The organism is Rothia amarae (genome assembly GCF_014705945.2).
In the GTDB taxonomy this organism is placed as follows: Bacteria; Actinomycetota; Actinomycetes; order Actinomycetales; family Micrococcaceae; genus Rothia; species Rothia amarae.
The window spans coordinates 313,534-335,104 of sequence record NZ_CP061538.1 but is presented as its reverse complement, the minus strand read 5'-3'; the positions used below and the strand labels follow the sequence as shown (position 1 = coordinate 335,104).

The following is a 21,571-nucleotide window of genomic DNA, read 5'->3' as shown; positions in this document are numbered from 1 at the left end:
CCGTGACTCTCGCACTGGTACTTCTGTGTTTTCTGGGGCTAGCAGGATTTCTTCTAGTCTCGGGATTCCACGACGCTCCAAACGCTGTAGCGGTTGCGGTGCGCACCCGCGCGCTCACCCCTAAATACGCTTTGACGATTAGCGCCGTCCTGAATTTTCTAGGTTTCATAGTTGCCGCTGTCCTGTTGACGCAACTGGCAAATCGCTGGTTGCTATTGCCCTCTAACGACGTGGGGCTGGCGATGCTCCTCACTGCGCTGATTGCCCAGATTAGTTGGGGTCTCATTACTTTTTGGTTGCGTATGCCTTCTTCGTCCACCCACGCGCTGTTGGGGGGGTTATTGGGGTCGTTGTGGGCAGCTCGCTCGGTAGGCTACTCACTAGGATTACCCTTTTCAGAGTCAACCCTCTCCATTTTTGGAATATCTCTGGTTTTAGTACCGGTCCTGATTTTCGGCACTGCCTGGCTTTTGGTTTCACCGCTATCTATGCTGGTTGCGCGATCTTACCCCCGACGAGTAAACAAAGTTGCCCGAAACGCGTTATCCATTGCCAACTCAATTATTTCGCTGGTCCACGGTATACAAATTGGTCAACGTGCCGTCATGATTTTCCTGATGATTTGCGTTGCTGGTTCTCTACCTGCCCATGGCTGGCCACTTGCGTTAGCGGGCATCATCAGTGCGGCAATTTTAACAGCAGGAACCTTGATGGGCGGCTGGCGCATTGGTCATACCTTCGCCTACAAAATGGTTCGCTTAGATCCGTTCCGCGGTGCTGTAGCTCAAGGTACCACAGCAACTTTTATGTTGTTGTGTCAACTGATTCTCAACACCCCAGTTTCTTCATCGCATCTTGCCGCTAGTTCGGTTCTAGGTGCCGGTTTAAACCAACGATTCAGTTCTGTCCGCCCAGGAATTGCCATGAAGCTTTTGCTCACCTGGTTTGCAACTATTCCCGCTGCTTTCTGCATTTCAGCGATTTTTATGCTGGCTCTTTCTCCTCTACTAACCCAGTAGAGTAGTTCGGCAATGTTCGGAGGCAGTCTATACCGTGCCCTGTTCAAGGAAAGCCAGAACGGCGCGCACGCGGCGATTCCCCTCGTCCGGCTGAAGTTTCAGCTTGTCAAAAATATTACCGATGTGTTTTGAAACTGTAGGAGCCGATACCACCAGTTTATCCTCGATTTCTTTATTAGAGAGCCCCTGCGCCATCAGTTCCAAGATTTCTCGCTCCCGCGGGGACAAAGTAGCTAGCGATCCCTGTGGCGTCGTAACCGCAGTATTCATCAGATGCGTGACGACGTCGGGATCCAACACGGTACCGCCGGCGGCTACCGTGCTCACTGCACGGGCAAATTCTTCAATATTTCCCACTCTATCTTTGAGAAGATAACCTAGCCCGTTAGCTCCTGCGCTAAAGAGTTCCCGAGCATAGGCGGCTGCGATGTACTGGCTCAGTACCAGAATCGGCAAACCGGGGAACTGTTCGCGTAAAAGCGCGGCAGCTTCTAGCCCATCGTATTCAGACGCCATCGTTCAAAGTAACCAAATGCCATGCCCGCCAGCGGGAGCAGCAAAAGAAAAATAAGGGTGGCAGAGAGCGACCCAACGACGCTGGCGAGAGCTGCCAGAAGAAGTAAGTTGAAAAGCGCAATAAAGGGCGCTTTTGAGAAAAGATAAGCGGGAGAAGCGAGAGAGCGCCAAAGATTTTTTCTTGGTGCTATGCCTAAAGCAGTTGATGTATTTTTCATATCTATTATTTTTCTCAACTGCCTCATTTTTTACAGTGGAGCAGAATGTACTTTATGAGGGTATATCTACCTATACCCTGCATAGAGGAAACTATAGAGCCCAAGAGCCTGATCCGACCGCCTCGAACATCCACTCTAGTCATACCCCAGATTTTATGGGCGATATAGTGTACAACTGACCCTAACAATAAAAAAACAAAATCAAATATACTGGATTTACCACAAATCTATCTTCATACCATTTTATTTTTTACATAAAATGCGTTGCTGGATTTTCTAAAAACCACGTTTTGCTCATCTTTTAATGAGGTATATTTTGGCACTTGATTCTCAGTTTGCAGGTAAATGGACCATCGATCCTGACCACTCTCGCATCGGTTTTTCGGCGCGCCATGCAATGGTAACTAAAGTCCGAGGGGCTTTTAACGATGTTCAAGGGACCGCTTTCATTGACCCAGAAAACTGGAAAAAGTCTTACGCGAACGTGTCCATCCGCGTAGACAGCATCGATACCCGTAATGCGCAACGCGATGAGCATCTCCGCAATAATGACTTCTTTGATGTCGCCCACTACCCCACTATTGAATTCGTCTCAACCTCTATTGATGAGGTGGACGAGAACCAGTTCATCGCCATGGGTGAGCTATCCATGCACGGTGTCACTAAACCTGTTTCTATTCCTCTAGATTTGACCGGAATCAACCAAGATTCTTTCGGCAACATTCGCGCTGGGCTCGAAGGTGGACGTCGCATCGATCGCAAAGACTGGGGAATTACGTGGAACGCTGCCCTCGATGCTGGCGGAGTCATGGTTTCAGAAAAGATTAGTCTAGAGTTTGAGCTTTCCCTGGTGAAAGAAACCGAGGATTCGTCTGCCGACACTGCAGCCTAGGTTGCATTCGACCATCTAACTTTTTCAAACACACAGCGGAGCCCTTCCTCCTGGAAGGGCTCCGCTGTGCTGTACTAGGTTGAGAAAATCAAAACCTGATAAATAACCTATTCAACCGCAAAGACTGGGCTTAACCGAAGCGACCTGAAACGTAGTCTTCGGTTGCCTTCTGCTTGGGGTTGTTGAAGATTTCCTGGGTAGGAGCGTATTCAACCAGCTTGCCGGGTTTGCCAGTACCTGCAATGTTGAAGAACGCGGTCTTATCCGAAACACGAGCAGCCTGCTGCATATTGTGAGTCACAATAACCACCGTGTACTCTTCTTTCAGCTCGTTGATGAGGTCTTCAACAGCCAGGGTTGAGATAGGGTCAAGAGCCGAGCAGGGCTCATCCATCAAAATCACGTTGGGTCGAACAGCAATTGAACGGGCAATGCACAAACGCTGCTGCTGACCGCCGGAGAGACCAGAACCCGGCTTATCAAGACGGTCTTTCACTTCGTTCCACAAGTTAGCACCGCGCAAAGAGCTCTCTACCAGATCATCAGCATCGGAGCGGGCAATCTTGCGGTTGTTCAACCGAACACCAGCCAACACGTTTTCACGAATGGACATAGTAGGGAATGGGTTAGGGCGCTGGAAAACCATGCCCACCTGTGAACGCACCAAAACGGGGTCTACACCTTTAGCGTAGAGGTCATCGCCATCGAGCATGACCTTGCCTTCAACGCGTGCACCGGCAATAACCTCGTGCATACGGTTGAGGGTGCGGAGGAAAGTTGACTTACCGCAACCAGAGGGGCCAATGAACGCGGTGACGGAGCGGGGCTCAATAGTCATGTTGACATCTTCAACCGCCAGGAAGTCGCCGTAATATACGTTGAGGTCCTCAACATCAATGCGCTTAGACAATGTTTTATCCTTTACTCAAGAATTTGTGGAATAGCTGAGCTATCGAAATCTATTGGGGTTTTACCGGTGATTCTAGCGGCCGGTTTTAGGTGCGAATGCCTTAGCGATGGCTCGTGCAGTCAGGTTCAGAAGCATCACAATCAAAATTAGAATCAATGCAGCTGCCCATGCTCGGGTTTCAGAAACCTGAGGCGAGGTGGGGCTGGTCGGAGTCATGATCTGATAGTAGATGTAGGTGGGCAGGGTTGCCATCCATCCGCTGAAAGCGTTGAAGTTGATGGAGTTGACGAATCCAGCAGTCACCAGAATGGGAGCAGTTTCACCAATCACACGTGCGATTGCCAGAGTAACGCCAGATGCGATACCTGAGATTGCGGTGGGGATAACTACCTTCATAATGGTGCGCCATTTACGTACGCCCAGCGCGTAGGATGCTTCGCGCAATTCGTTCGGCACAATACGTAGCATTTCTTCAGCGTTGCGTACCACAGTAGGAACCATCAGAACCGATAGCGCTACTGCAGCTACAAAACCGGTACGAGTTGAAGGGCTGCCGGTTGCGAAGGCAAAGAACGACGCCGCGAACAAACCAGCCACGATTGAAGGGATACCCGTCATCACGTCAACGAAGAAAGTGATAGCCCGACTGAGCGGTCCACCGGTTGCATATTCCACCAAGTAGATAGCGGTGAGCAATCCGATGGGAACCGAAATGATGGTGGCTAGCGCAGTGATTTCCAAGGTGCCGATAATCGCGTGGTAGATACCACCGAGTATGGGCTGATCGCCGGCAGCGGTCTTGTTATCGACGACGCCGGTAACACCGTTCATGGAGGTAGTCAGCAGATTGCCAGAAAGACCGGGGATTCCCTTGGAGAGAACAGTCCAGAGAACTGAAACCAAAGGAATCAGAGCGATGAGGAAGGTACCGTACACCAGGAAGCGGGCGAAAGCATCGCTGCCCTTTCGGCGCCCTTCAATTATGCCAATGAGAATTGGCCCGGCGATCACAAAGATGAGTCCGGCGAAAAGCGCCCAGGTTGCCACCGAGAATCCGATGAGTGCGGAAAGAGCCGCGCCCAAGATAATAGCTGCCAACCCCACCGCGGGGGTCAACCATTTGGGAGCCTGTCCGCTGGTAAAACGGGAAGAAGTTACTGCTGCTGAGCTCATGTTTAGTTAGCTCCTGAGAATTCTTTGTAGCGGCTGGTGATCATACGAGCAATCACGTTGACAATCAAGGTGATGACAAACAGCACCAGACCGGCGGCGATAAGCTCGGACATGCGCAATCCGTATGCTTCAGGGAAGTTCAAGGCGATTTCCGAAGCGAAAGTCTGGTTGCCGGATTGGATAAGGGAAGCGTTGAGCGGGCCGGATGCAAGCACCAGGGTAACTGCCATCGTCTCGCCCAAAGCACGACCAAGAGCCAACATGACGGATGAAACGATACCGGTACGGGCGAAGGGGAAAACAGTCATCTTCACCATTTCCCAGCGAGTAGCGCCCAGACCCAACGCAGCTTCTTCCTGAAGTTTGGGAGTCTGAATAAAAATTTCACGGCACATTGAAGTGATGATGGGCAGAATCATGATGCCCAGAACGATGCCGGCGGTCAAGATAGTTTTACCGGTTTGCGAAGCAGGGCCGACAAAAATGGGTAGCCAGCCGAAGTAAGCAGCGAGCCAGTCGTAGAAAGGCACAATCTTGGGTGCCAGCACTGCCGCGCCCCATGCACCGAAGATAACCGAAGGAATCGCTGCCAAAAGGTCAATAATGTAACCGATGGTCTTAGCGAATCGGCGGGGTGCATAGTGGGAAATGTAGAGCGCCACGCCAATGCCCACCGGAGTAGCAATCAACAAAGCAATGGCCGATGCAATGAGAGTGCCAATGGTCAGAGGCCAAATGTATTTCAGGAAGCTACCTGCAGTAAGTTCTTCGGCATTTGCAGAAAATACCGGTAGCGCCTGCGCTACAAGGAAGATTGCAACTGCAGCGAGAACAACGAGAATGAGAATGCCTGCGCTCAGGGAGATACCCGAGAAAATTTTATCTGCTGCCGGGTTGCCTACGTCGGGAAGTTCTTTAGAGCTATTACGACGGGTGCTCGGCCCGTTCGGTGAATCAGAAGTAATTGACATATCTGGTTGATGCCTTTTGTCCTTAGAACGAATGTCTCAATCCTGACTTCAGCTAGTGAGCCCGGGAGTTTATTCGTTGATGTGGTTTCTCTCTGTATGCTTCGCGGCGTAATCCGCGGTGTCCCCTCAACGCCGTGTACGGTGCAGCCGGGTTCTAAGAACTCGGTCACACCGTACTGTTTGGAGGTTACTAGCCAGCAACCTTTACTGCGTCAATTGCCTTCTTCGCATCTTCACGCAAGGTGTCAGTTAGAGGAGCTGAGTGAGCTGAATCAGCTGCAGTCTTCTGACCATCTTCGGAGATGACGTAGTTTTCGTATGCCTTGACGAGGTCAACAGTTTCCTGGTTGTCGTACTGTGAGCAAACGATGTGGTAGGAAACGAGCACTACAGGGTAAGCGCCAGCTTCTTCAGGGGTGCGGTTGATGTCCAGGGACATATCGTTAGCGTGCATGCCGCCAACCTTTTCTGAAACCTCAACAGTCTTTGCTGCAGCTTCAGGTGAAAGCTCCACGTATTCCTCACCTGACTTCACCTTGACCTTACCCAAGTCGCCCACTGCTGAAGCATCAGCGTAGGTGATTGCGCCCTCGGTGGATGTGGTGGTAGAAACGACGCCGGAGGTACCCTTGTTGGATTCACCTGCGTAATCTGAAGGCCAGTTGCCGTCTGCTTCCTTATCCCAAGCACCGTTGGATGCCTTAGCCAAGTACTCGGTGAAGTTCTCAGTGGTACCAGAATCGTCAGAGCGGTGGACTACGGTGATGTTGGTATCAGGAAGGTCAACGCCGTCGTTCTGCTTCTTGATAGCATCGTCGTTCCACTTCTTAATGTCACCCTTGAAAATCTTTGCGATGGTCTCGCCATCCAGGTTCAAGGAATCAACACCGGGAAGGTTGTAAGCAATAGCGATAGGCGAAATGTAAACAGGAATATCGATTGCGCCTTCAGGGCCGCACTTCTCTTTGGACTGCTCGTATTCATCAGAGGAAAGGTGAGCATCCGAACCAGCGAACTGAGCACCGCCAGCAAGAAGAGCCTTACGACCTGCACCCGATCCATCGGGTGAGTAGTTTACGGTTGCCTTGGAGTTGGAGGAGGTGAAGCCAGCTTCCCACGCATCAATTGCAGCCTTCTGAGAAGAAGCACCGATGCCCTTCAAAGAACCGGAGATGTTTGAGTCAGATGCTTTATCACCGGTAGAAGTGCCGGTTGCGTTATCTGAACCGCATGCTGAAAGAGCGAGCATGCCAATGAGTGCAAGAGAACCAGCGCCTGCGAATGCCTTAGTCTTCAAGAAAATTTCCTTTACAACGAGCCGAGTGAGGAAGCACGCCGTCGGCTCCCCTCATGTGTGAAATGCCCGAATATTGTGTTCTTTCGGACCCTACAACGTTTGACTCTAGGAGCGAAAGGTAGCCTGTTTTAGATAGATAGGTAAATAGAAAGTTAACTCTGAGAGACGTTTAACAGCGTTCAATAGCCCTTATCTACCGCCCTCTGCCTAGACTTAAAGGCATGTACCCAGACCAAACTAGACCTGACTTCGGGCAACAAATTTCCACGCGCTTTCATGAGGGCATGACGCGCGTTCGGCAGGGGTTTTTTCAATCCCTGCAGATTGTGATTTCAGGAATTGGTGCATATGCTTTCGCCCATTCCGTGCTGGGACATCATGAACCAATCTTCGCGGCAACAGCAGCAATCGTTTCTCTGGGCTACGTGCGAGGCGCCACTCATTCTCGACGAATGCTTGAAGTAACAATCGGAGTGACACTCGGAATTTTTATCGGCGATTTGCTGATGCTGTTACTCGGTCGAGGGGTCTGGCAAGCGGCTGTGGTTCTATTTCTTTCCATTCAAATAGCCCGCTTTTTGGATAACGGAATTATTTTCACCATTCAGATGGGTCTTCAATCGTGCCTTGTGGTGCTGATGGTTCCTACATCAGATGGTGTCTTTGCCCGAAGTGTCGATGCTATTGTGGGTGGTCTCTTCGCTTTCTTGCTAATGTTTTTCTTCCCCAAAGATCCCAGGGCAGAACCACGCACGAACCTACAAAAGCTCTCCGAATCATTTGCAGATGTATTACGAAACTCTGCAGAATCTATTGATCGCTACGACTGGGATAGAGCTCAGTCGGCGCTAGAGCAAGCGCGTAGCTTGGAACCACTTTATGAGGCGGCCAAGGGCGATGTCATTACCGCTAAAGGTATGGCTAAGCTTTCGATGCTAGGTAGAAGATACCGCGAAGAGCTAGATGAATACTCAAACATTCTCACTGGATTAGATTTGGCAATTCGCAACACACGCGTGTTGAACAGGCGGATGGCATCGACGATTAATCATGTACGGATATCTCAAGATGCTATTGAATCTATTTCCGATGTCTTACGACAGATTTCAGTAGCTGTCGCAGATTTAGGGGAAGTTTTCTACCTCTCAGATCAGAAAGATAGAGCAGCACTTCGTCTTCGGGTAAGACGGAAATTAAGTGGCGTTAGTAGCACCCTAGAGCCTAGTCTCATGGGTGTGAAAACGTTAGAAGCTGAATCGCTGGTGCTGATGCTACGACCACTAGTTACTGATCTTTTGGAAGCCACGGGCTTGAACCACAAGGATGCCTCTAAGTTGCTGATTCCGCTGGGCGAATCCATGACTGAACATGCTCCTCGCACCAACAAGATAAAGCGCGTTGAGCAAACATCACGCGTTGTAAATACTTTTAACGAAGAAGACAACACTGAAAATCTCAAGCCAGATGACACACGAGCGCTCAATATCGTGTTGAGAAAGCAGGAAGAGGATCCATTTGACGACGAATAGGTTCTTTCCTTTCAGCCTGGCGAAAAAGAGCCTTAACTTGTCAGCCCTCTGCCCTACGATAAACCTATGAGTCCTCGCAAAACTTCTAAAACTGCTAACACCTACCGCTGCACCGAGTGTGGCTGGACCACCGCCAAATGGGTAGGTAGGTGCGGGCAATGCCAGCAGTGGGGCACTGTCGAAGAAAAAGGTGGGTCAATCGTCGCTAAAACAACTGCGGCGTCATCTGTGCAATCCCCTGCTCAACCCATTGCTCAGGTGGATTCCACCATCGCCCAATACATGGGCACGGGAAACTCAGAATTTGACCGCGTGCTGGGTGGCGGTTTAGTCCCCGGTGCGGTTATCTTGATGGCAGGTGAGCCCGGCGTTGGTAAATCAACTCTGTTGCTCGACGTCGCAGCTACTTTTGCGCGCAATCCGGGGCAACAAAAATCCCGAGACGTCCTGTACATCACCGGTGAAGAATCTGCAGCGCAAGTGAAATTGCGTGCCGATCGCATTGGAGCAGTAGCAGAGACTCTTTACTTAACCTCAGAAACTGATTTGGCTACGGCGCTGGCGCATATTGAGCAGGTCAATCCCGCGCTCCTCATCGTGGACTCTGTCCAGACCCTTGCGTCCGGTGAAGTTGAAGGTTCAGCTGGCGGTGTAACTCAGGTGCGGGAAGTCGCAGCTTCCATCATCTCCGTGGCAAAAGCACGTAACATGTGCACTCTTTTGGTCGGACACGTCACCAAAGAAGGAACCATCGCGGGACCCCGTCTCTTGGAGCATCTGGTGGACGTCGTATGCCAGTTTGAGGGGGATAAGCACTCTGCAATTCGCATGTTGCGAGCTATCAAGAACCGTTTTGGTCCTACCGATGAAGTCGGCTGCTTCGATATGCACGAAGACGGCATCGCGCCCGTCACCGATCCGTCCGGGCTGTTCGTCTCCCGCACTCCGCACCCGGTAGCTGGGACGTGCGTGACGGTCACGATGGAAGGACGACGCCCTCTCCTTGCCGAGATTCAAGCTCTTCTTGACCAGTCGGCAACTCCGCAACCTCGCCGAGCCACCTCTGGTCTTGATAATGCACGCATCTCCATGCTCCTAGCGGTTCTGCAAAAACGTGCGGGGTTCAATGTGGGCAAACTCGATTGCTACATTTCTACCGTGGGCGGCGCCAAAATTTCCGAGCCAGCAGCCGATCTTGCCGCTGTCATGGCGCTTGCCTCGGCGGCACAGGACAAGCCGCTCCCCCGCAAGCTTGCAGTCTTTGGTGAAGTTGGGCTAGCAGGAGAGGTACGTGCGGTTCCAGGCATTCGCCAACGCATTGCAGAGGTCGGCAGGTTGGGATTCACTCACGTTATCGTTCCAGCGTCTCCTAACGGTGTGGGAGAAGTCCCCGCTAATGTATCGGTCAGAGAAGTAGCGTCTCTCCCCGAAGCTCTAGCGCTTCTCTTTCCGCAAGGTAAAAACTAACCGCCAGCTCAGCATCACAAGAATTTTTGTCTGAACATTGCATTCCCTGCCTTAAACTAAGAAGGTGCTGACTGTTTATAGTGATTCTCTGATGAAAACTATTGCCCGAATCGCTCCGGGTACTGAACTGCGCGAAGGTCTAGAAAGGATCCTGCGTGGTCATACCGGTGCGCTCATTGTTCTGGGCAATGACAAAACAGTTCAGTCCATTTCTTCTGGTGGTTTTGCCATTAATACCGAGTTCTCAGCAACCCGTGTGAGGGAACTCGCCAAAATGGACGGCGCGATTATCTGTGATAAAGAAGCCACCATGTTATTGAACGCTGGTGTGCAGCTTCTGCCCGATCCCAGTATCGAAACCCATGAGTCGGGCACCCGACATCGAACTGCAGAGCGAGTGGCACGACAAACCGGGTTCCCCGTTATTTCCGTTAGTTCCTCGATGTCCCTGATTTCTGTCTACGTCAATGGTCTCCGATACACGGTTGAAGACACCCAATCGTTAATGAGCCGCGCTAACCAGGCTATTCAGACTCTTGAGTCTTACACCAATCGGTTAGAACAGGTTTTGCAGTCGCTCTCATCTTTAGAAATCGAAGCTAACGTAACGATGAAAGATGTCGCCACCACCCTGCAACGCATGGAGATGGTACGCCGAATCTCAATCGAAGTGGGGTTCTACATTCTGGAACTGGGTACCAGCGGACGCCTCATTGCTCTTCAGCATGAAGAACTCACCCGCCCTGAAATGCCCGACACAGAAATCATCTTGCGCGATTACCTCACCTGCGAAGAACTCGACGAAGGCGCCGTACAGAGCGCAGTAGAGAAACTTCAAAAACTTGACGATAAAGACATCGTAGATCTTTCCATCATCGCTCACACCGTTGGACTTGCTGGGACCGACCTTGATTCGGCCCTCTCTCCCCGCGGCTTCCGTCTCCTTGCTGACGTAAAAACAATGCCGGGTGCCGTCGTCGAGCGCCTGGTAGAGCAGTTCGACGGACTGCAAGGTCTGATGGCCGCTAATTTGGATGACCTCAAGGCTGTAGACGGCATCGGTGAACATCGTGCACGAACCATCCGGGAATCTCTCTCACTGATGGCGGAGTCTTCTCTACTCGAACGCTTTATGTAATTCTGAAGAGGTTATAGAAAAGGGGGAGGTGCTCAGATGAGCACTTCCCCCTTTTCGTTCTTTCCCCCAAGAGGAAAGGTAGTCAACTCTAACCGGTGACTATGATGCGGGTAGGCTCCGATGCAACACCGTTGACGGTGGCAGTTGCCCAGTAATATCCCGGCTTAATAGTCTGGTTAGTCCCGCAACCCAAAGCGTTGAGTTTACGATCCCAAGCGATTACCTTGGTCTCGGTCGCTCCAGCAGCGAGCTCTGCTTCAGGAGTGGATTCTTTCTGGCACTGGGCTAGGTTGAAGACCTGGGCGGGACCGGAGGTGATGTTGATGTCTACCTGGGGCGCTTCACCGCCTACCAAGCAGGGATCGCCAGCAGTGTTGGTGTAAGTAACTGCCAGTGCAGGGTTCTGACCTGCCGCGTAAGTTTTCTGGTCAGCACTCAGAGTTACATTCAAGTTCTGCGCGGTGCAAGCAGTAGCTACTGCGGGGGTAGTTTCCTCGGGGGCAGGGGTAGCAGTTTCGGAAGGCTCAGCAGAAGGGGTCGCTGATTCACTCGCTGCCGCGATGTCTGTAGCCGAGGCTGAAGGATCAGAAGACTCACTTGCAGATGCGGAGGAGTTTTCTGAAGCAGATGCTGAAGCGCTAGCAGAAGAAGAAGCCGATTCTGAGGGACGTTCACTAAAGTCGCTAAAGGGCTCAGCCGAGCTTGACGCGGTAGCTACGGTTGCCGCGTCGTTTTCGTTATTATTTCCACTCATGGCTCTCACCATGGCGACGATGCCCCAAATAAGGAGGAGCAAAACGAGCAAAAGCGCAGCAAGTGCGAGGAGGCGACGACGGCGATACACATCAGGGGAAGGTTCGGTAGCGACGCTAGAGACTTCTTCATAATCGTTTTCAGACATGTGTATAGAGTACCTGTTTTTTCAGGCGTTCGAGACAACTATTCGCTATCTTTACTTGAAATCATCTAAGGTATTGAAGTGGCTTCTTCTTCGACAAAATCCCAACTCAACCAGCAAAAAGTTATATACCTTCATCAGAATATAATTGAATGGTTTGAACGCTTTGCCCGTGACCTTCCATGGCGCGCAGAAGACCGCACAGCATGGGCTGTGATGGTCAGCGAATTCATGTTGCAACAGACTCCAGTAGTCCGTGTTTTGCCCATCTGGAAGACATGGATGGAACGCTGGCCCACCCCTGCCGATTTAGCTGCAGCCGACTCGTCGGAAGTCGTCCGAGCATGGGGGCGATTGGGATACCCCAGACGCGCTCTGCGGCTTCACGCCGCCGCCCAGGCCATTGTTGAGAAACACGACGGACAGGTGCCTGCTTCCTACGAAGATTTACTGGCTTTACCCGGAGTAGGCTCCTACACCGCTGCCGCCATTACCGTTTTCGCTTTCGGGGGTCGAGCCACAGTAATTGATACTAATATTCGCCGCGTCCATGCACGCGCAGTATTGGGTAAAGCGCTCCCCTCAAAATCGCTCACTGCCGCTGAAACACGTTTAGCTGAAGCACTCATGCCAGACGGTCTAGAGGAATCAGTGCTCTGGAACGCCGCCACCATGGAGCTAGGAGCCCTTATCTGCACCGCGAAGTCTCCTCAATGCGAAGCCTGCCCTGTTCAGGCAGAATGCGCCTGGATACTGGCCGGCAAACCTGAACCCGACTATGTACCTCGCGGACAAGCATGGGCGGGCACCGATCGCCAACTTCGCGGAGCCATGATGGCGGTACTGCGCGAAGCCACAGGTCCTCTACCTCGGGACTTCTTACTCTCCCCCGCTACCGCAGATTTGAAATACCCTGACGAAAATGTTCCAGCACTAGAAAACCTCAAAAAGCTAAATTCTCCAACTGACCAGGTTATCCGCTGCTACAACGGACTAATTTCAGATGGGCTAGCTCAAGAACGCGATGGCAAGGTTTCGCTCTAGAGCTCTAAAATCGTGCGGGTATTTCCCACCGTATTAGAGCAATAAGTCACTCCCTCTGTGGCAAGTAGCACGCCTGACTCTGCAAGAGGGTAACGAGCTGATTGGCCAGTCGAAGGAACATCGTAAACAAGGGCGGGGGTAAACCTTAGTTGGCTTATTCCTTCCTGTCATAGATAAGACCCTCATAAAAAAACTCGAACTGGGAAAAAGCATTCTCGACGAGGGGCTTTGACACACCCCGCCCATCTGCCACAGTAAAGAAGTATCTCCTCTGCTCAGTATCTTTCAGAATATTCAAAACACGGTCAAGCGCCATTCCTGTAAAATGCTCTCTCAACTTTATGCCTATAAGTAAAGCCGCTGCCTTTTCAGCATCATATTCTGCCTGTTCCAACAAATTTTGGTATTGTTCCCAAAGCTCATTGCCCTTTACCTCAATAACAACGCCCGCATTAAGAAGATAGAAAAAGTCTTGAGCATCTTTATAATTGCCTTCCTGCTGGCGCATATCCCAAGCAATAATTTTCAAACCCAACATGCAATCTATCGTAGGTATGCGAACTGAAATTTGAGGGTCAGCAGAAAGCTCTACTATTTCTGAGAATCGATATGCTTCTTCATGCCCTGTAACGTCCCATTCTGCTTCCCTGTGTCTGAAGAGAGTTCCAACAGAAGATGTGCCGAAGGGCAAGATATCCACATCAGTACCATTGAGAACACGGCAAGTAATTCGGTTTCCTTCTTTTGGTCCAGATTTTCTACCTACCGCTTCTAAATGTTCGAGAAAAGTTTCTTCAGCTACCACAAGTGCGCTGAAGTCTACATCCTGGGTACTCCTTGGCGCTTCAAAACCGGCTTTCACACAAATATAAATATCCCTGACGTAAGAACCAATCATCATATATTGATGGGTTCCAAAAACTGCATCTAGTTCCCGAACCAGGAGAGAAAGGTAGGCAAATACATCTTGTATAGGTGACTCTTTAAAACTCTTCAAATTCCACTCTTAGTTTTTCTGCAATTTCGATTTGTCGACTATCCTGAGTGGCTAAAACATCTGCATATATCAAAAGTTTCGGCGTTTTATTGTCGCCCAGTGGATTGTTCCAGAATTGTTCTCGCAACAGAGTGTTTCCATGTGCGTCTGGAATTAGACGGAATTTCATTATGACTTCGCGCCAGGGGTAGTGCCCATACAGCAATGTATTTTCAGGTGCGATTCCGAGTCCGTGTAAAGCCAGAGCATTTTCACCACTCATCGAATAGCGGCTCAAATTTTCGTCTTCGATTACTTCGCGCCACTCTTTTGGAGTAGGCCCTTGGACTCGACGCGTCTTAAGTTTGGGAATGAGCTCAGTTATATAGTGTTCAATCCAGCGCTGCTGCAACTGACGCATGTTTCTAAATCGCCGGTGTCGTCCTTCGACACTTAGGTAACCTTCTTGCACCAAATCTTTGAGTGTATTCGAGACAGCTCCAATGGAGACACCTGCAGCGTCCGCTATTTCTCTCACCGTTGAGTTGAGAAGTTCCTCCCAGACAAGCAAGACGAAGATAATCTTCAAACCTGTAGCTTTAAAGGCTCGAGACTTACCAATTGTGCCATAGGAAGGAACGGACTTGGGGCGGCCTTCCACCCAAATTCTCGTTCCTGGTACATCAATCCAAGCATTGCCCGAAGCATCGATAAAATTTAGCTTTTGATCCCGTAACCATTCATGCATCGAACGAGAGACATAAGGTAAACACAGAAGGTAATCACTTTCTTCAATGGAATTATCTTTATGAGAGAGCCCTCCAACCTCTAATAAAAACAGGAACGCGTTTACGCTGTTTTTTGTGCTGTCTCGATACTCCCTAAGCAAAGGAAGAAGTGTTCCATCACCTTGTTCAGATTCTAAGGTGCTCAATCCCAAATCTTTAAGACGCTCCTCGATCTGCTCTGCCCATCCAGGTTCGTTCACATTTTTCATATGTTCATAATATGTGAACAAATTATTTTTGTGAACAAAAAAGGGGGAACCCCGCATTATTGCGGAGCCCCCCTCTACACGCAGAGAACTACCTATTCAGTATCTTCGCCAGTCTTGGGAAGATCAATATGAGCGCTCTTCTCTTCAGAAGAATCTGCCTGCTCTTCTTCCGCCTTGTGCTCGGCAGCTTCGTTAGCTACCTGAGCTTGAGGTTCTGCGGGGATAATTTCGTCGTCCTTATTTTCATAAGCTGAGAAATCCATTGCAGATTCATCCATCTCACTCATCGGCTGGGATGAGAAAGTGAACTTCGCCGAATCACCCTCACCTTCGGCGTCAACGGTGATCTTGTCTCCCGCCTTGATTTCACCGAACAGAATCTTTTCAGAGAGAACATCTTCGATATTGCGTTGCATTTCGCGGCGAAGCGGACGGGCGCCCATCGAAGGATCATAGCCCTTGGTAGCCATCAGAATCTTGGCAGAGTCGGTGAGCTCGATGCTCATGTCCTGCTCTGCAAGACGCTTAGCCAAGCGTCCTACGAAGAGATCGACAATCTGCAAGATTTCCTTTTCGGAAAGCTGCGGGAACACAATGATGTCGTCAACGCGGTTGAGGAACTCGGGGCGGAAGTGCTCCTTGAGGTCCTCCATCACACGAGCCTGCATACGCTCATAGTCACCGCTGGGATCGCCGCCACCCTGGAAACCAACGGGAACCTTGCGAGCCATGTCGCGTGAACCCAGGTTGGTGGTCATGATGATAACGGTGTTCTTGAAGTCCACTACGCGCCCCTGGGAGTCGGTCAAACGACCGTCTTCGAGAATCTGGAGAAGGGAGTTGAAGAGATCAGCGTGTGCCTTTTCAACCTCATCGAACAGGACGACGGAGAAGGGCTTGCGGCGAACCTTTTCGGTCAGCTGGCCGCCTTCTTCGAAGCCGACGTATCCGGGAGGCGCACCGAACAGACGTGAAACGGTGTGCTTTTCCTGGTACTCGGACATATCCAAGGTGATGAGCGCTGATTCATCACCAAAGAGGAACTCTGCCAGCGACTTCGCAAGCTCAGTCTTACCTACACCGGTGGGGCCAGCGAAGATAAATGAGCCGCCGGGGCGGTTCGGATCCTTCAAACCTGCACGTGTACGGCGGATGGCACGTGAAAGCGCCTTGATAGCGTTTTCCTGACCGATGACGCGCTTGTGTAGCTCATCTTCCATCTTGAGCAGGCGACCGGATTCTTCTTCGGTAATCTTGTAAACAGGAACACCGGTAGAGGCAGCAAGAACTTCAGAAATGACCTCGGGAGTTACCTCACCGAAAGCATCGCCGTTAGAGCGCCATGCCTTTTCTTGTTCATCCTTCTCTTGGGCAAGCTTCTGTTCCTTATCGCGAAGGTCAGCGGCCTTCTCAAATTCGTTAGCCGCGATTGCAGCTTCCTTCTGGGACTTCAGCTTAGAAATGCGTTCCTCTAGAACCTTGATCTCAGGAGGAGCGGTCATGCGCTGAATACGCAGACGAGCGCCTGCCTCATCAATAAGGTCTACTGCCTTATCGGGCAAGAAACGATCGGAGATATAGCGAGCCGAAAGGTTGACTGCAGATTCCAACGCTTCGTCAGAGATGGAAACACGGTGGTGTGCCTCGTACTTATCGCGGACGCCCTTGAGAATCTCGACGGCGAGAGCCTGCGAAGGCTCATCAACCTGAATGGGCTGGAAACGACGCTCAAGCGCGGCGTCCTTCTCAATGTGCTTACGGTACTCGTCCAAAGTGGTTGCACCAATGGTCTGAAGCTCACCACGAGCCAGCATAGGCTTGAGGATTGATGCGGCGTCGATGGCGCCTTCAGCGGCACCTGCGCCCACCAGGGTGTGGATTTCGTCGATGAAAAGAATGATGTCACCGCGAGTGCGGATTTCTTTAAGAACCTTCTTCAAGCGCTCTTCGAAATCACCGCGGTAGCGGGAACCTGCCACCAATGAGCCCAAGTCCAAGGTGTAAAGGTGCTTGTCTTTGAGGGTCTCTGGAACGTCACCATGAACGATGGACTGTGCCAAACCTTCAACTACAGCGGTCTTACCTACACCAGGCTCACCGATGAGTACAGGATTGTTCTTGGTACGGCGGGAGAGCACCTGCATAACGCGCTCTTGTTCATTGCCGCGACCAATAACCGGATCTAGCTTGCCTTCACGCGCTGCTGCGGTGAGGTTGGTGCCGAACTGATCGAGGATGGCGGAGCCAGCAGGGGTTCCTTCTTTAGACTGGCCAGCGCCGACGCCTGCAGTCTCTTTGCCTTCACCGTTACCGGGGTAACCAGAAATCATATCAGTGACAGTCTGGCGAACCTTTGCTGGTTCTGCACCCAGTTTGGAAAGAACTTGATTAGCTACACCTTCATTGGCGCGAACCATACCGAGAAGGATGTGTTCAGTTCCGATGTATCCGTGGTTCAGCTGAATAGCTTCCCGCATTGAAAGTTCGAGAACCTTCTTTGCGCGCGGAGTAAAAGGAATATGACCGCTGGGAGCCTGAGGACCAGAACCAATAATGTCCTGAACCTGCTCTCGCACGGCGGTCAAGGTAATTCCCATGGATTCAAGCGCACGAGCGGCGATGCCTTCGCCCTCATGGATTAAGCCCAGCAGGAGGTGTTCCGTGCCGATGTAGTTGTGATTGAGCATGCGCGCTTCTTCCTGCGCAAGAACCACCACGCGCCGCGCACGGTCGGTAAATCGTTCAAACATTGAACACTCCTAACAAATCTAACGTTAGGAAAAAGATTACTTGGGTTTGAGGGGGAAAACTCTACTGTTCGCACGGGGTGAAAGCTCTCTGCTGGCGTATTCTGCCCTCAGCTTTCAGCATGGTTCAGAAATGCCGCTGAGATAACACCGCAGAGTATTTGTTAAATTAACACAGCTATTGAGGTGGAGACTCCAAGTAAATGTATAGAATAATGACATTTCAATTTGCCGCCATAAATGGGGACGAATTTGAGAAAATTTAATTTAGCAATAGTCAGAGTTGAAAAAATGAGCCAATAAATTTAAGTAAATTCCGCATATAAACCTATCGGTCCACTCGACTAAACCGCCCCCCCCATCTTTCCTACGCAAAAGGAGGGGGCAAGCTTTTGCTCGCCCCCTCCTTTTCAGATTTAAAGATTAGTTCTGCTTCTGAGCTGCATAGTACTTATCCTGAATATCCTGGTGAATACGACCGCGCTCGGAAACGTCGTAACCATTATCCTTAGCCCACTGACGAATCAATGCAGTTTCAGGGTTACGCTTAGTCGCGCCAGTGTTACGTGAACCGGCAGGACGACCAGGGGTGCGTGCGCCCTGAACACGACGAGCTTTCGTCGCAAAGGGGCGAATAGCGTCACGCAGACGTGCAGCGTTTGCGCTAGAGAGATCGATCTCGTACTGACCGCCGTCTAGACCAAACCGAACCGTCTCTTCTGCGGGGCCACCATCAAGATCATCTTCAAGGATAATCTTTACCTTCTGAGCCATTTTATTTCTCCTGAGTTTAAGACAAAGCTATAACTGCCGAATTGAGAGAGGATATTTTTCAAAATACGACTCTTGGTCACTAGCATGAGTAACATCGACAAATTTAAGCTATATTAGCTTCTTGATTTCTATAATATATCAATAATCTATTATTCGGAGAAATCAGGATATAACTTTAAAACTTATTCATATTTGAATCCTTAGAAGATTTTTCTCCGCTCTCTTTGCCAAATGGATTCTTAGTTCCTTCTGAGCGCTTCACATTTTCATACCACTGCGCAGCGTCGTCCTGCATTTCTCGCTGAACCGTGCGTTCAGTACGATCGGCACGCGTAATCCAACGCAAAATCAAATACAACAGGATGCCGGCGCACACCGAGGGAATAATTGCGATGATGTAGTCCATATCAACTCACTTACCTTAGACGGGTACTGTTCAACCATAATGCGAAAACCTCAAAAACGCGGCTTCAGAAATGAACTGCAACGTTTTTGAGGTTTTCTCTCTCAGACTTTTAGCTACTCAGCTTCAGGCTTCATGAGCGGGAAGAGAATAGTCTCACGGATGCCTACGCCGGTGAACAGCATAATCAGGCGGTCAATGCCCAGACCGATACCGCCCATCGGAGGAGCACCATGCTCTAACGCACGCAAGAAGTCTTCATCAAGTTGCATTGCTTCGTCATCGCCAGCTGCTGCCAGGCGGGACTGCTCGGTCAGACGCTCGCGCTGCACCACGGGGTCAATGAGCTCGGAGAATGCAGTACCGCGCTCCATACCGCCAATAATGAGGTCCCATGCCTCGATAACGCCCGGCTTATCGCGGTGAGGGCGAGCCAACGGCTGCGCCGACGGCGGGTAATCGTAGACGAAGGTGGGGTTCAGCAGAGTAGGCTCCACAATCTCACCAAACAACTCAACTACCAGCTTCTCGGCGTCCCACTTCGGGTCAATCTGAATCTCATGCTTCTGCGCGATTTCTCGCAGAGTGTCAACGGGAGTCTCAGGAATAATTTCCTGACCTACCGCCTCTGAAAGACCGGGGTAAACCGAGAGCCATTTCCATTCACCCCGCAAATCGATGGTGCCCTTATCGGTCTCAATTTCATAGACACCCAAAGCATCTGCGCAGGTCATAATAATTTCCTGCATACGCTCTGCCATCACAAACTGGTCTGCATACGCTTCGTAGCATTCCAAGGTGGTGAACTCGGGGCTATGGGTTGAATCAATGCCTTCGTTACGGAACACACGACCGATTTCGTACACACGTTCCAGCCCACCCACAGCTGCACGCTTGAGGAACAGCTCGGTTGCAATGCGCAGGGTCATATTCTGATCAAAAGCATTCAGGTGGGTCTCAAACGGACGTGCCGAGGCGCCACCGTGCACCAGCTGAAGAATGGGTGTCTCCAACTCGATATAACCGTGGTTGTTGAGAACGTCGCGAACCATTTGAGTAATTTTTGCACGCTTGACGACGATGTCGCGGGCTTCCTGGCGCACCATCAAATCAAGGTAACGCTGGCGAATCCGAGTTTCATCGCTCAGATCGCTGTGGAGATTAGGCATAGGACGCAACGCCTTAGACGCCATCTGCCAGCCATCTGCCATCACAGAAAGTTCGCCACGGCGCGATGAAATTACTTCACCGTGTACGAAAACGTGATCGCCCAGGTCAACGAGAGATTTCCAATCGGCCAGAGCTTCTTCACCCACACCAGCGAGGGAAATCATCGCCTGAATTCGGGTTCCATCGCCCTGCTGGAGTGAGGCAAAGCAGAGCTTACCGGTATTACGAACGAAAACCACGCGACCTGAAATGCCCACGATGTCACCGGTGGTGTCATCAGCTTCCAGCTTGCCGTCATATTGCTCACGGATTGACGCGATCGTGCGGGTTACGGGCACACCTACGGGGTATGCTTCACGACCTGATTCGAGCAGTTTCGCACGCTTTTCCAAGCGAATCTGCATCTGCTCGGACAGGTCTGAAATGGTCGGGGTTTCGGGCGTAGCGCCCTTGTCGTTCTTAGTCACGTATAAAGCCTATCGAAAGTTGATTAAGAGAATAATTTTAGTGCAGTTCCATGTTGTCAATGAGGCGAGTTTCACCCACATAGGCGGCAACGAGTGCAAGAACCTGCTGCGAGTTCTCCGTAGGCGTCTCGAACGTCATAGGGTCAACTACTTCGAGGTAGTCCAGGCGGATCCCCGGAGTCGAATTAATTTTTTCGCGAGCCATATCCAAATCGCTCTCGCTGATTCGACCGGTAATTTCTTTTTCACGTAGCAGTGCAAGGGTGCGGGATAGCACGAGCGCGTTTTCTCGCTCCTCGGAACTCAAATATTGGTTGCGAGAAGACAGCGCCAAACCATTATCCTCACGCACAATGGAAACAGGTTTAATAATCACCGAATGGTTGAAATCATGAACCATACGCTGAACCAGAGAAAGCTGCTGAGCATCTTTCTGTCCAAAGTACGCATAGATAGAATGCTTTCCCCGAACTGCGGTAAGAATGTTGAAGAACTTATTGACCACAGTGAGCGCGCCGTCGAAATGTCCGGGGCGGGTTTTGCCCTCGAACATGGTGCCAAGCTTGCCTGAGGAAACAGTAATCAGGGGAGCGCCCGCGGGATACATCTCTTCAACAGCAGGTGCAAAAACTATATCTGCGCCAGCTTCGGTAGCGAGCGCGACGTCGTTTTCCAACTGACGGGGGTAGCGGTCAAAATCTTCGTTAGGACCAAACTGCAAGGGGTTCACAAATACGGAGACTAAAACGACCTCGTTCTGCTCGCGTGCGCGCCGAATAAGAGTTGCGTGCCCGTCGTGCAAAGCGCCCATGGTGGGTACAAATCCTAAAGAGGATTGCCCGGCAGGTGATTCCTCGGTTGCTTGTGCGTTGAGTTCCTGCTGGGTTTTTTTCAGTGCTTTACGCACTCGTTTTTGGAGCTCGTCAATTGTTCGGACGATGTAGGGACTATCAGTCACGGTGTGA

General features: G+C 50.8%; 20 protein-coding genes. 6 read left to right on the top strand and 14 right to left on the bottom strand.

The genetic code is table 11. The features are described from left to right. The first annotated feature begins 2 nt into the window (after positions 1-2). Positions 3-1,019: an inorganic phosphate transporter gene (locus IDM48_RS01615; RefSeq protein ID WP_083147319.1), complete on the top strand. Its 1,017-nt coding sequence runs from the start codon at positions 3-5 to the stop codon at positions 1,017-1,019. Between the two features lie 27 nt (positions 1,020-1,046). Here IDM48_RS01615 and IDM48_RS01610 read toward each other — a convergent pair whose 3' ends face one another. Together IDM48_RS01610 and IDM48_RS01605 are read right to left on the bottom strand one after the other, a co-directional pair. Continuing rightward, a complete protein-coding gene (locus IDM48_RS01610; protein ID WP_190617776.1) occupies positions 1,047-1,535 on the bottom strand; it encodes a LuxR C-terminal-related transcriptional regulator in 489 nt (162 codons plus the stop codon). Beyond that, positions 1,511-1,753, bottom strand: coding sequence for a hypothetical protein (locus IDM48_RS01605; RefSeq protein WP_190617774.1), 243 nt, complete (start codon positions 1,751-1,753; stop codon positions 1,511-1,513). The genes IDM48_RS01610 and IDM48_RS01605 overlap by 25 nt, the downstream gene beginning before the upstream one ends. Before the next feature lie 316 nt (positions 1,754-2,069). Between IDM48_RS01605 and IDM48_RS01600 the strand changes: the two genes are divergently transcribed. Further along, positions 2,070-2,645 carry a YceI family protein gene (locus IDM48_RS01600; protein ID WP_233126047.1) on the top strand — a complete coding sequence of 192 codons (576 nt, stop codon included), beginning with the start codon at positions 2,070-2,072 and terminating at the stop codon, positions 2,643-2,645. A gap of 130 nt (positions 2,646-2,775) precedes the next feature. Here the strand turns inward: IDM48_RS01600 and pstB are convergent, their stop codons facing one another. From pstB to pstS, 4 genes are all read right to left on the bottom strand, one after another. Beyond that, complete coding sequence (pstB, locus tag IDM48_RS01595) at positions 2,776-3,555, bottom strand: phosphate ABC transporter ATP-binding protein PstB (protein ID WP_068172206.1); 780 nt, start codon at positions 3,553-3,555, stop codon at positions 2,776-2,778. A 72-nt stretch (positions 3,556-3,627) separates the two neighbouring features. Continuing rightward, a complete protein-coding gene (gene pstA / locus IDM48_RS01590) occupies positions 3,628-4,728 on the bottom strand; it encodes a phosphate ABC transporter permease PstA (RefSeq protein ID WP_190617772.1) in 1,101 nt (366 codons plus the stop codon). Positions 4,729-4,730: 2 nt separating this feature from the next. Continuing rightward, positions 4,731-5,699, bottom strand: a complete 969-nt coding sequence (gene pstC / locus IDM48_RS01585; protein WP_190617771.1) for a phosphate ABC transporter permease subunit PstC — start codon at positions 5,697-5,699, stop codon at positions 4,731-4,733. A gap of 190 nt (positions 5,700-5,889) precedes the next feature. Then, entirely contained in the window at positions 5,890-6,996 is a 1,107-nt protein-coding gene (gene pstS, locus IDM48_RS01580; protein ID WP_369796775.1) for a phosphate ABC transporter substrate-binding protein PstS, read from the bottom strand. A 284-nt stretch (positions 6,997-7,280) separates the two neighbouring features. Between pstS and IDM48_RS01575 the strand changes: the two genes are divergently transcribed. From IDM48_RS01575 to disA, 3 genes are all read left to right on the top strand, one after another. After that, positions 7,281-8,525 (top strand): FUSC family protein, encoded by a 1,245-nt coding sequence (locus tag IDM48_RS01575; protein WP_238398005.1) that lies wholly within the window; start codon positions 7,281-7,283, stop codon positions 8,523-8,525. Positions 8,526-8,591: 66 nt separating this feature from the next. After that, positions 8,592-9,992, top strand: a complete 1,401-nt coding sequence (gene radA, locus IDM48_RS01570) for a DNA repair protein RadA (RefSeq protein WP_068172215.1) — start codon at positions 8,592-8,594, stop codon at positions 9,990-9,992. Positions 9,993-10,083: 91 nt separating this feature from the next. Continuing rightward, positions 10,084-11,130: a DNA integrity scanning diadenylate cyclase DisA gene (gene disA, locus IDM48_RS01565; RefSeq protein ID WP_145174006.1), complete on the top strand. Its 1,047-nt coding sequence runs from the start codon at positions 10,084-10,086 to the stop codon at positions 11,128-11,130. A gap of 88 nt (positions 11,131-11,218) precedes the next feature. Here the strand turns inward: disA and IDM48_RS01560 are convergent, their stop codons facing one another. Continuing rightward, entirely contained in the window at positions 11,219-12,031 is an 813-nt protein-coding gene (locus IDM48_RS01560; protein ID WP_145174008.1) for a hypothetical protein, read from the bottom strand. Between the two features lie 78 nt (positions 12,032-12,109). On the opposite strand from IDM48_RS01560, the gene IDM48_RS01555 reads away from it, so the two are divergent. Next, positions 12,110-13,072 (top strand): HhH-GPD family protein, encoded by a 963-nt coding sequence (locus IDM48_RS01555; protein ID WP_145174011.1) that lies wholly within the window; start codon positions 12,110-12,112, stop codon positions 13,070-13,072. Positions 13,073-13,226: 154 nt separating this feature from the next. Here the strand turns inward: IDM48_RS01555 and IDM48_RS01550 are convergent, their stop codons facing one another. The 7 genes from IDM48_RS01550 to panC form a co-directional block, all read right to left on the bottom strand. Continuing rightward, entirely contained in the window at positions 13,227-14,069 is an 843-nt protein-coding gene (locus IDM48_RS01550) for a hypothetical protein (protein WP_145174014.1), read from the bottom strand. Then, positions 14,056-15,102 carry a type IV toxin-antitoxin system AbiEi family antitoxin gene (locus IDM48_RS01545; protein ID WP_202939898.1) on the bottom strand — a complete coding sequence of 349 codons (1,047 nt, stop codon included), beginning with the start codon at positions 15,100-15,102 and terminating at the stop codon, positions 14,056-14,058. Before IDM48_RS01545 ends, IDM48_RS01550 begins: the two co-directional genes overlap by 14 nt. 35 nt (positions 15,103-15,137) lie before the next feature. Next, the gene (locus IDM48_RS01540) at positions 15,138-17,795 is read right to left on the bottom strand and encodes an ATP-dependent Clp protease ATP-binding subunit (protein WP_238398004.1); all 2,658 of its coding nucleotides are present in this window, start codon (positions 17,793-17,795) and stop codon (positions 15,138-15,140) included. A 420-nt stretch (positions 17,796-18,215) separates the two neighbouring features. After that, complete coding sequence (locus IDM48_RS01535; RefSeq protein ID WP_068172233.1) at positions 18,216-18,566, bottom strand: histone-like nucleoid-structuring protein Lsr2; 351 nt, start codon at positions 18,564-18,566, stop codon at positions 18,216-18,218. A 175-nt stretch (positions 18,567-18,741) separates the two neighbouring features. Further along, positions 18,742-18,972, bottom strand: a complete 231-nt coding sequence (locus IDM48_RS01530) for a hypothetical protein (RefSeq protein WP_068172236.1) — start codon at positions 18,970-18,972, stop codon at positions 18,742-18,744. A gap of 113 nt (positions 18,973-19,085) precedes the next feature. Further along, positions 19,086-20,543: a lysine--tRNA ligase gene (lysS, locus tag IDM48_RS01525; protein ID WP_190618564.1), complete on the bottom strand. Its 1,458-nt coding sequence runs from the start codon at positions 20,541-20,543 to the stop codon at positions 19,086-19,088. A 100-nt stretch (positions 20,544-20,643) separates the two neighbouring features. Beyond that, entirely contained in the window at positions 20,644-21,564 is a 921-nt protein-coding gene (panC, locus tag IDM48_RS01520) for a pantoate--beta-alanine ligase (protein ID WP_233126048.1), read from the bottom strand. Positions 21,565-21,571 lie beyond the last annotated feature (7 nt).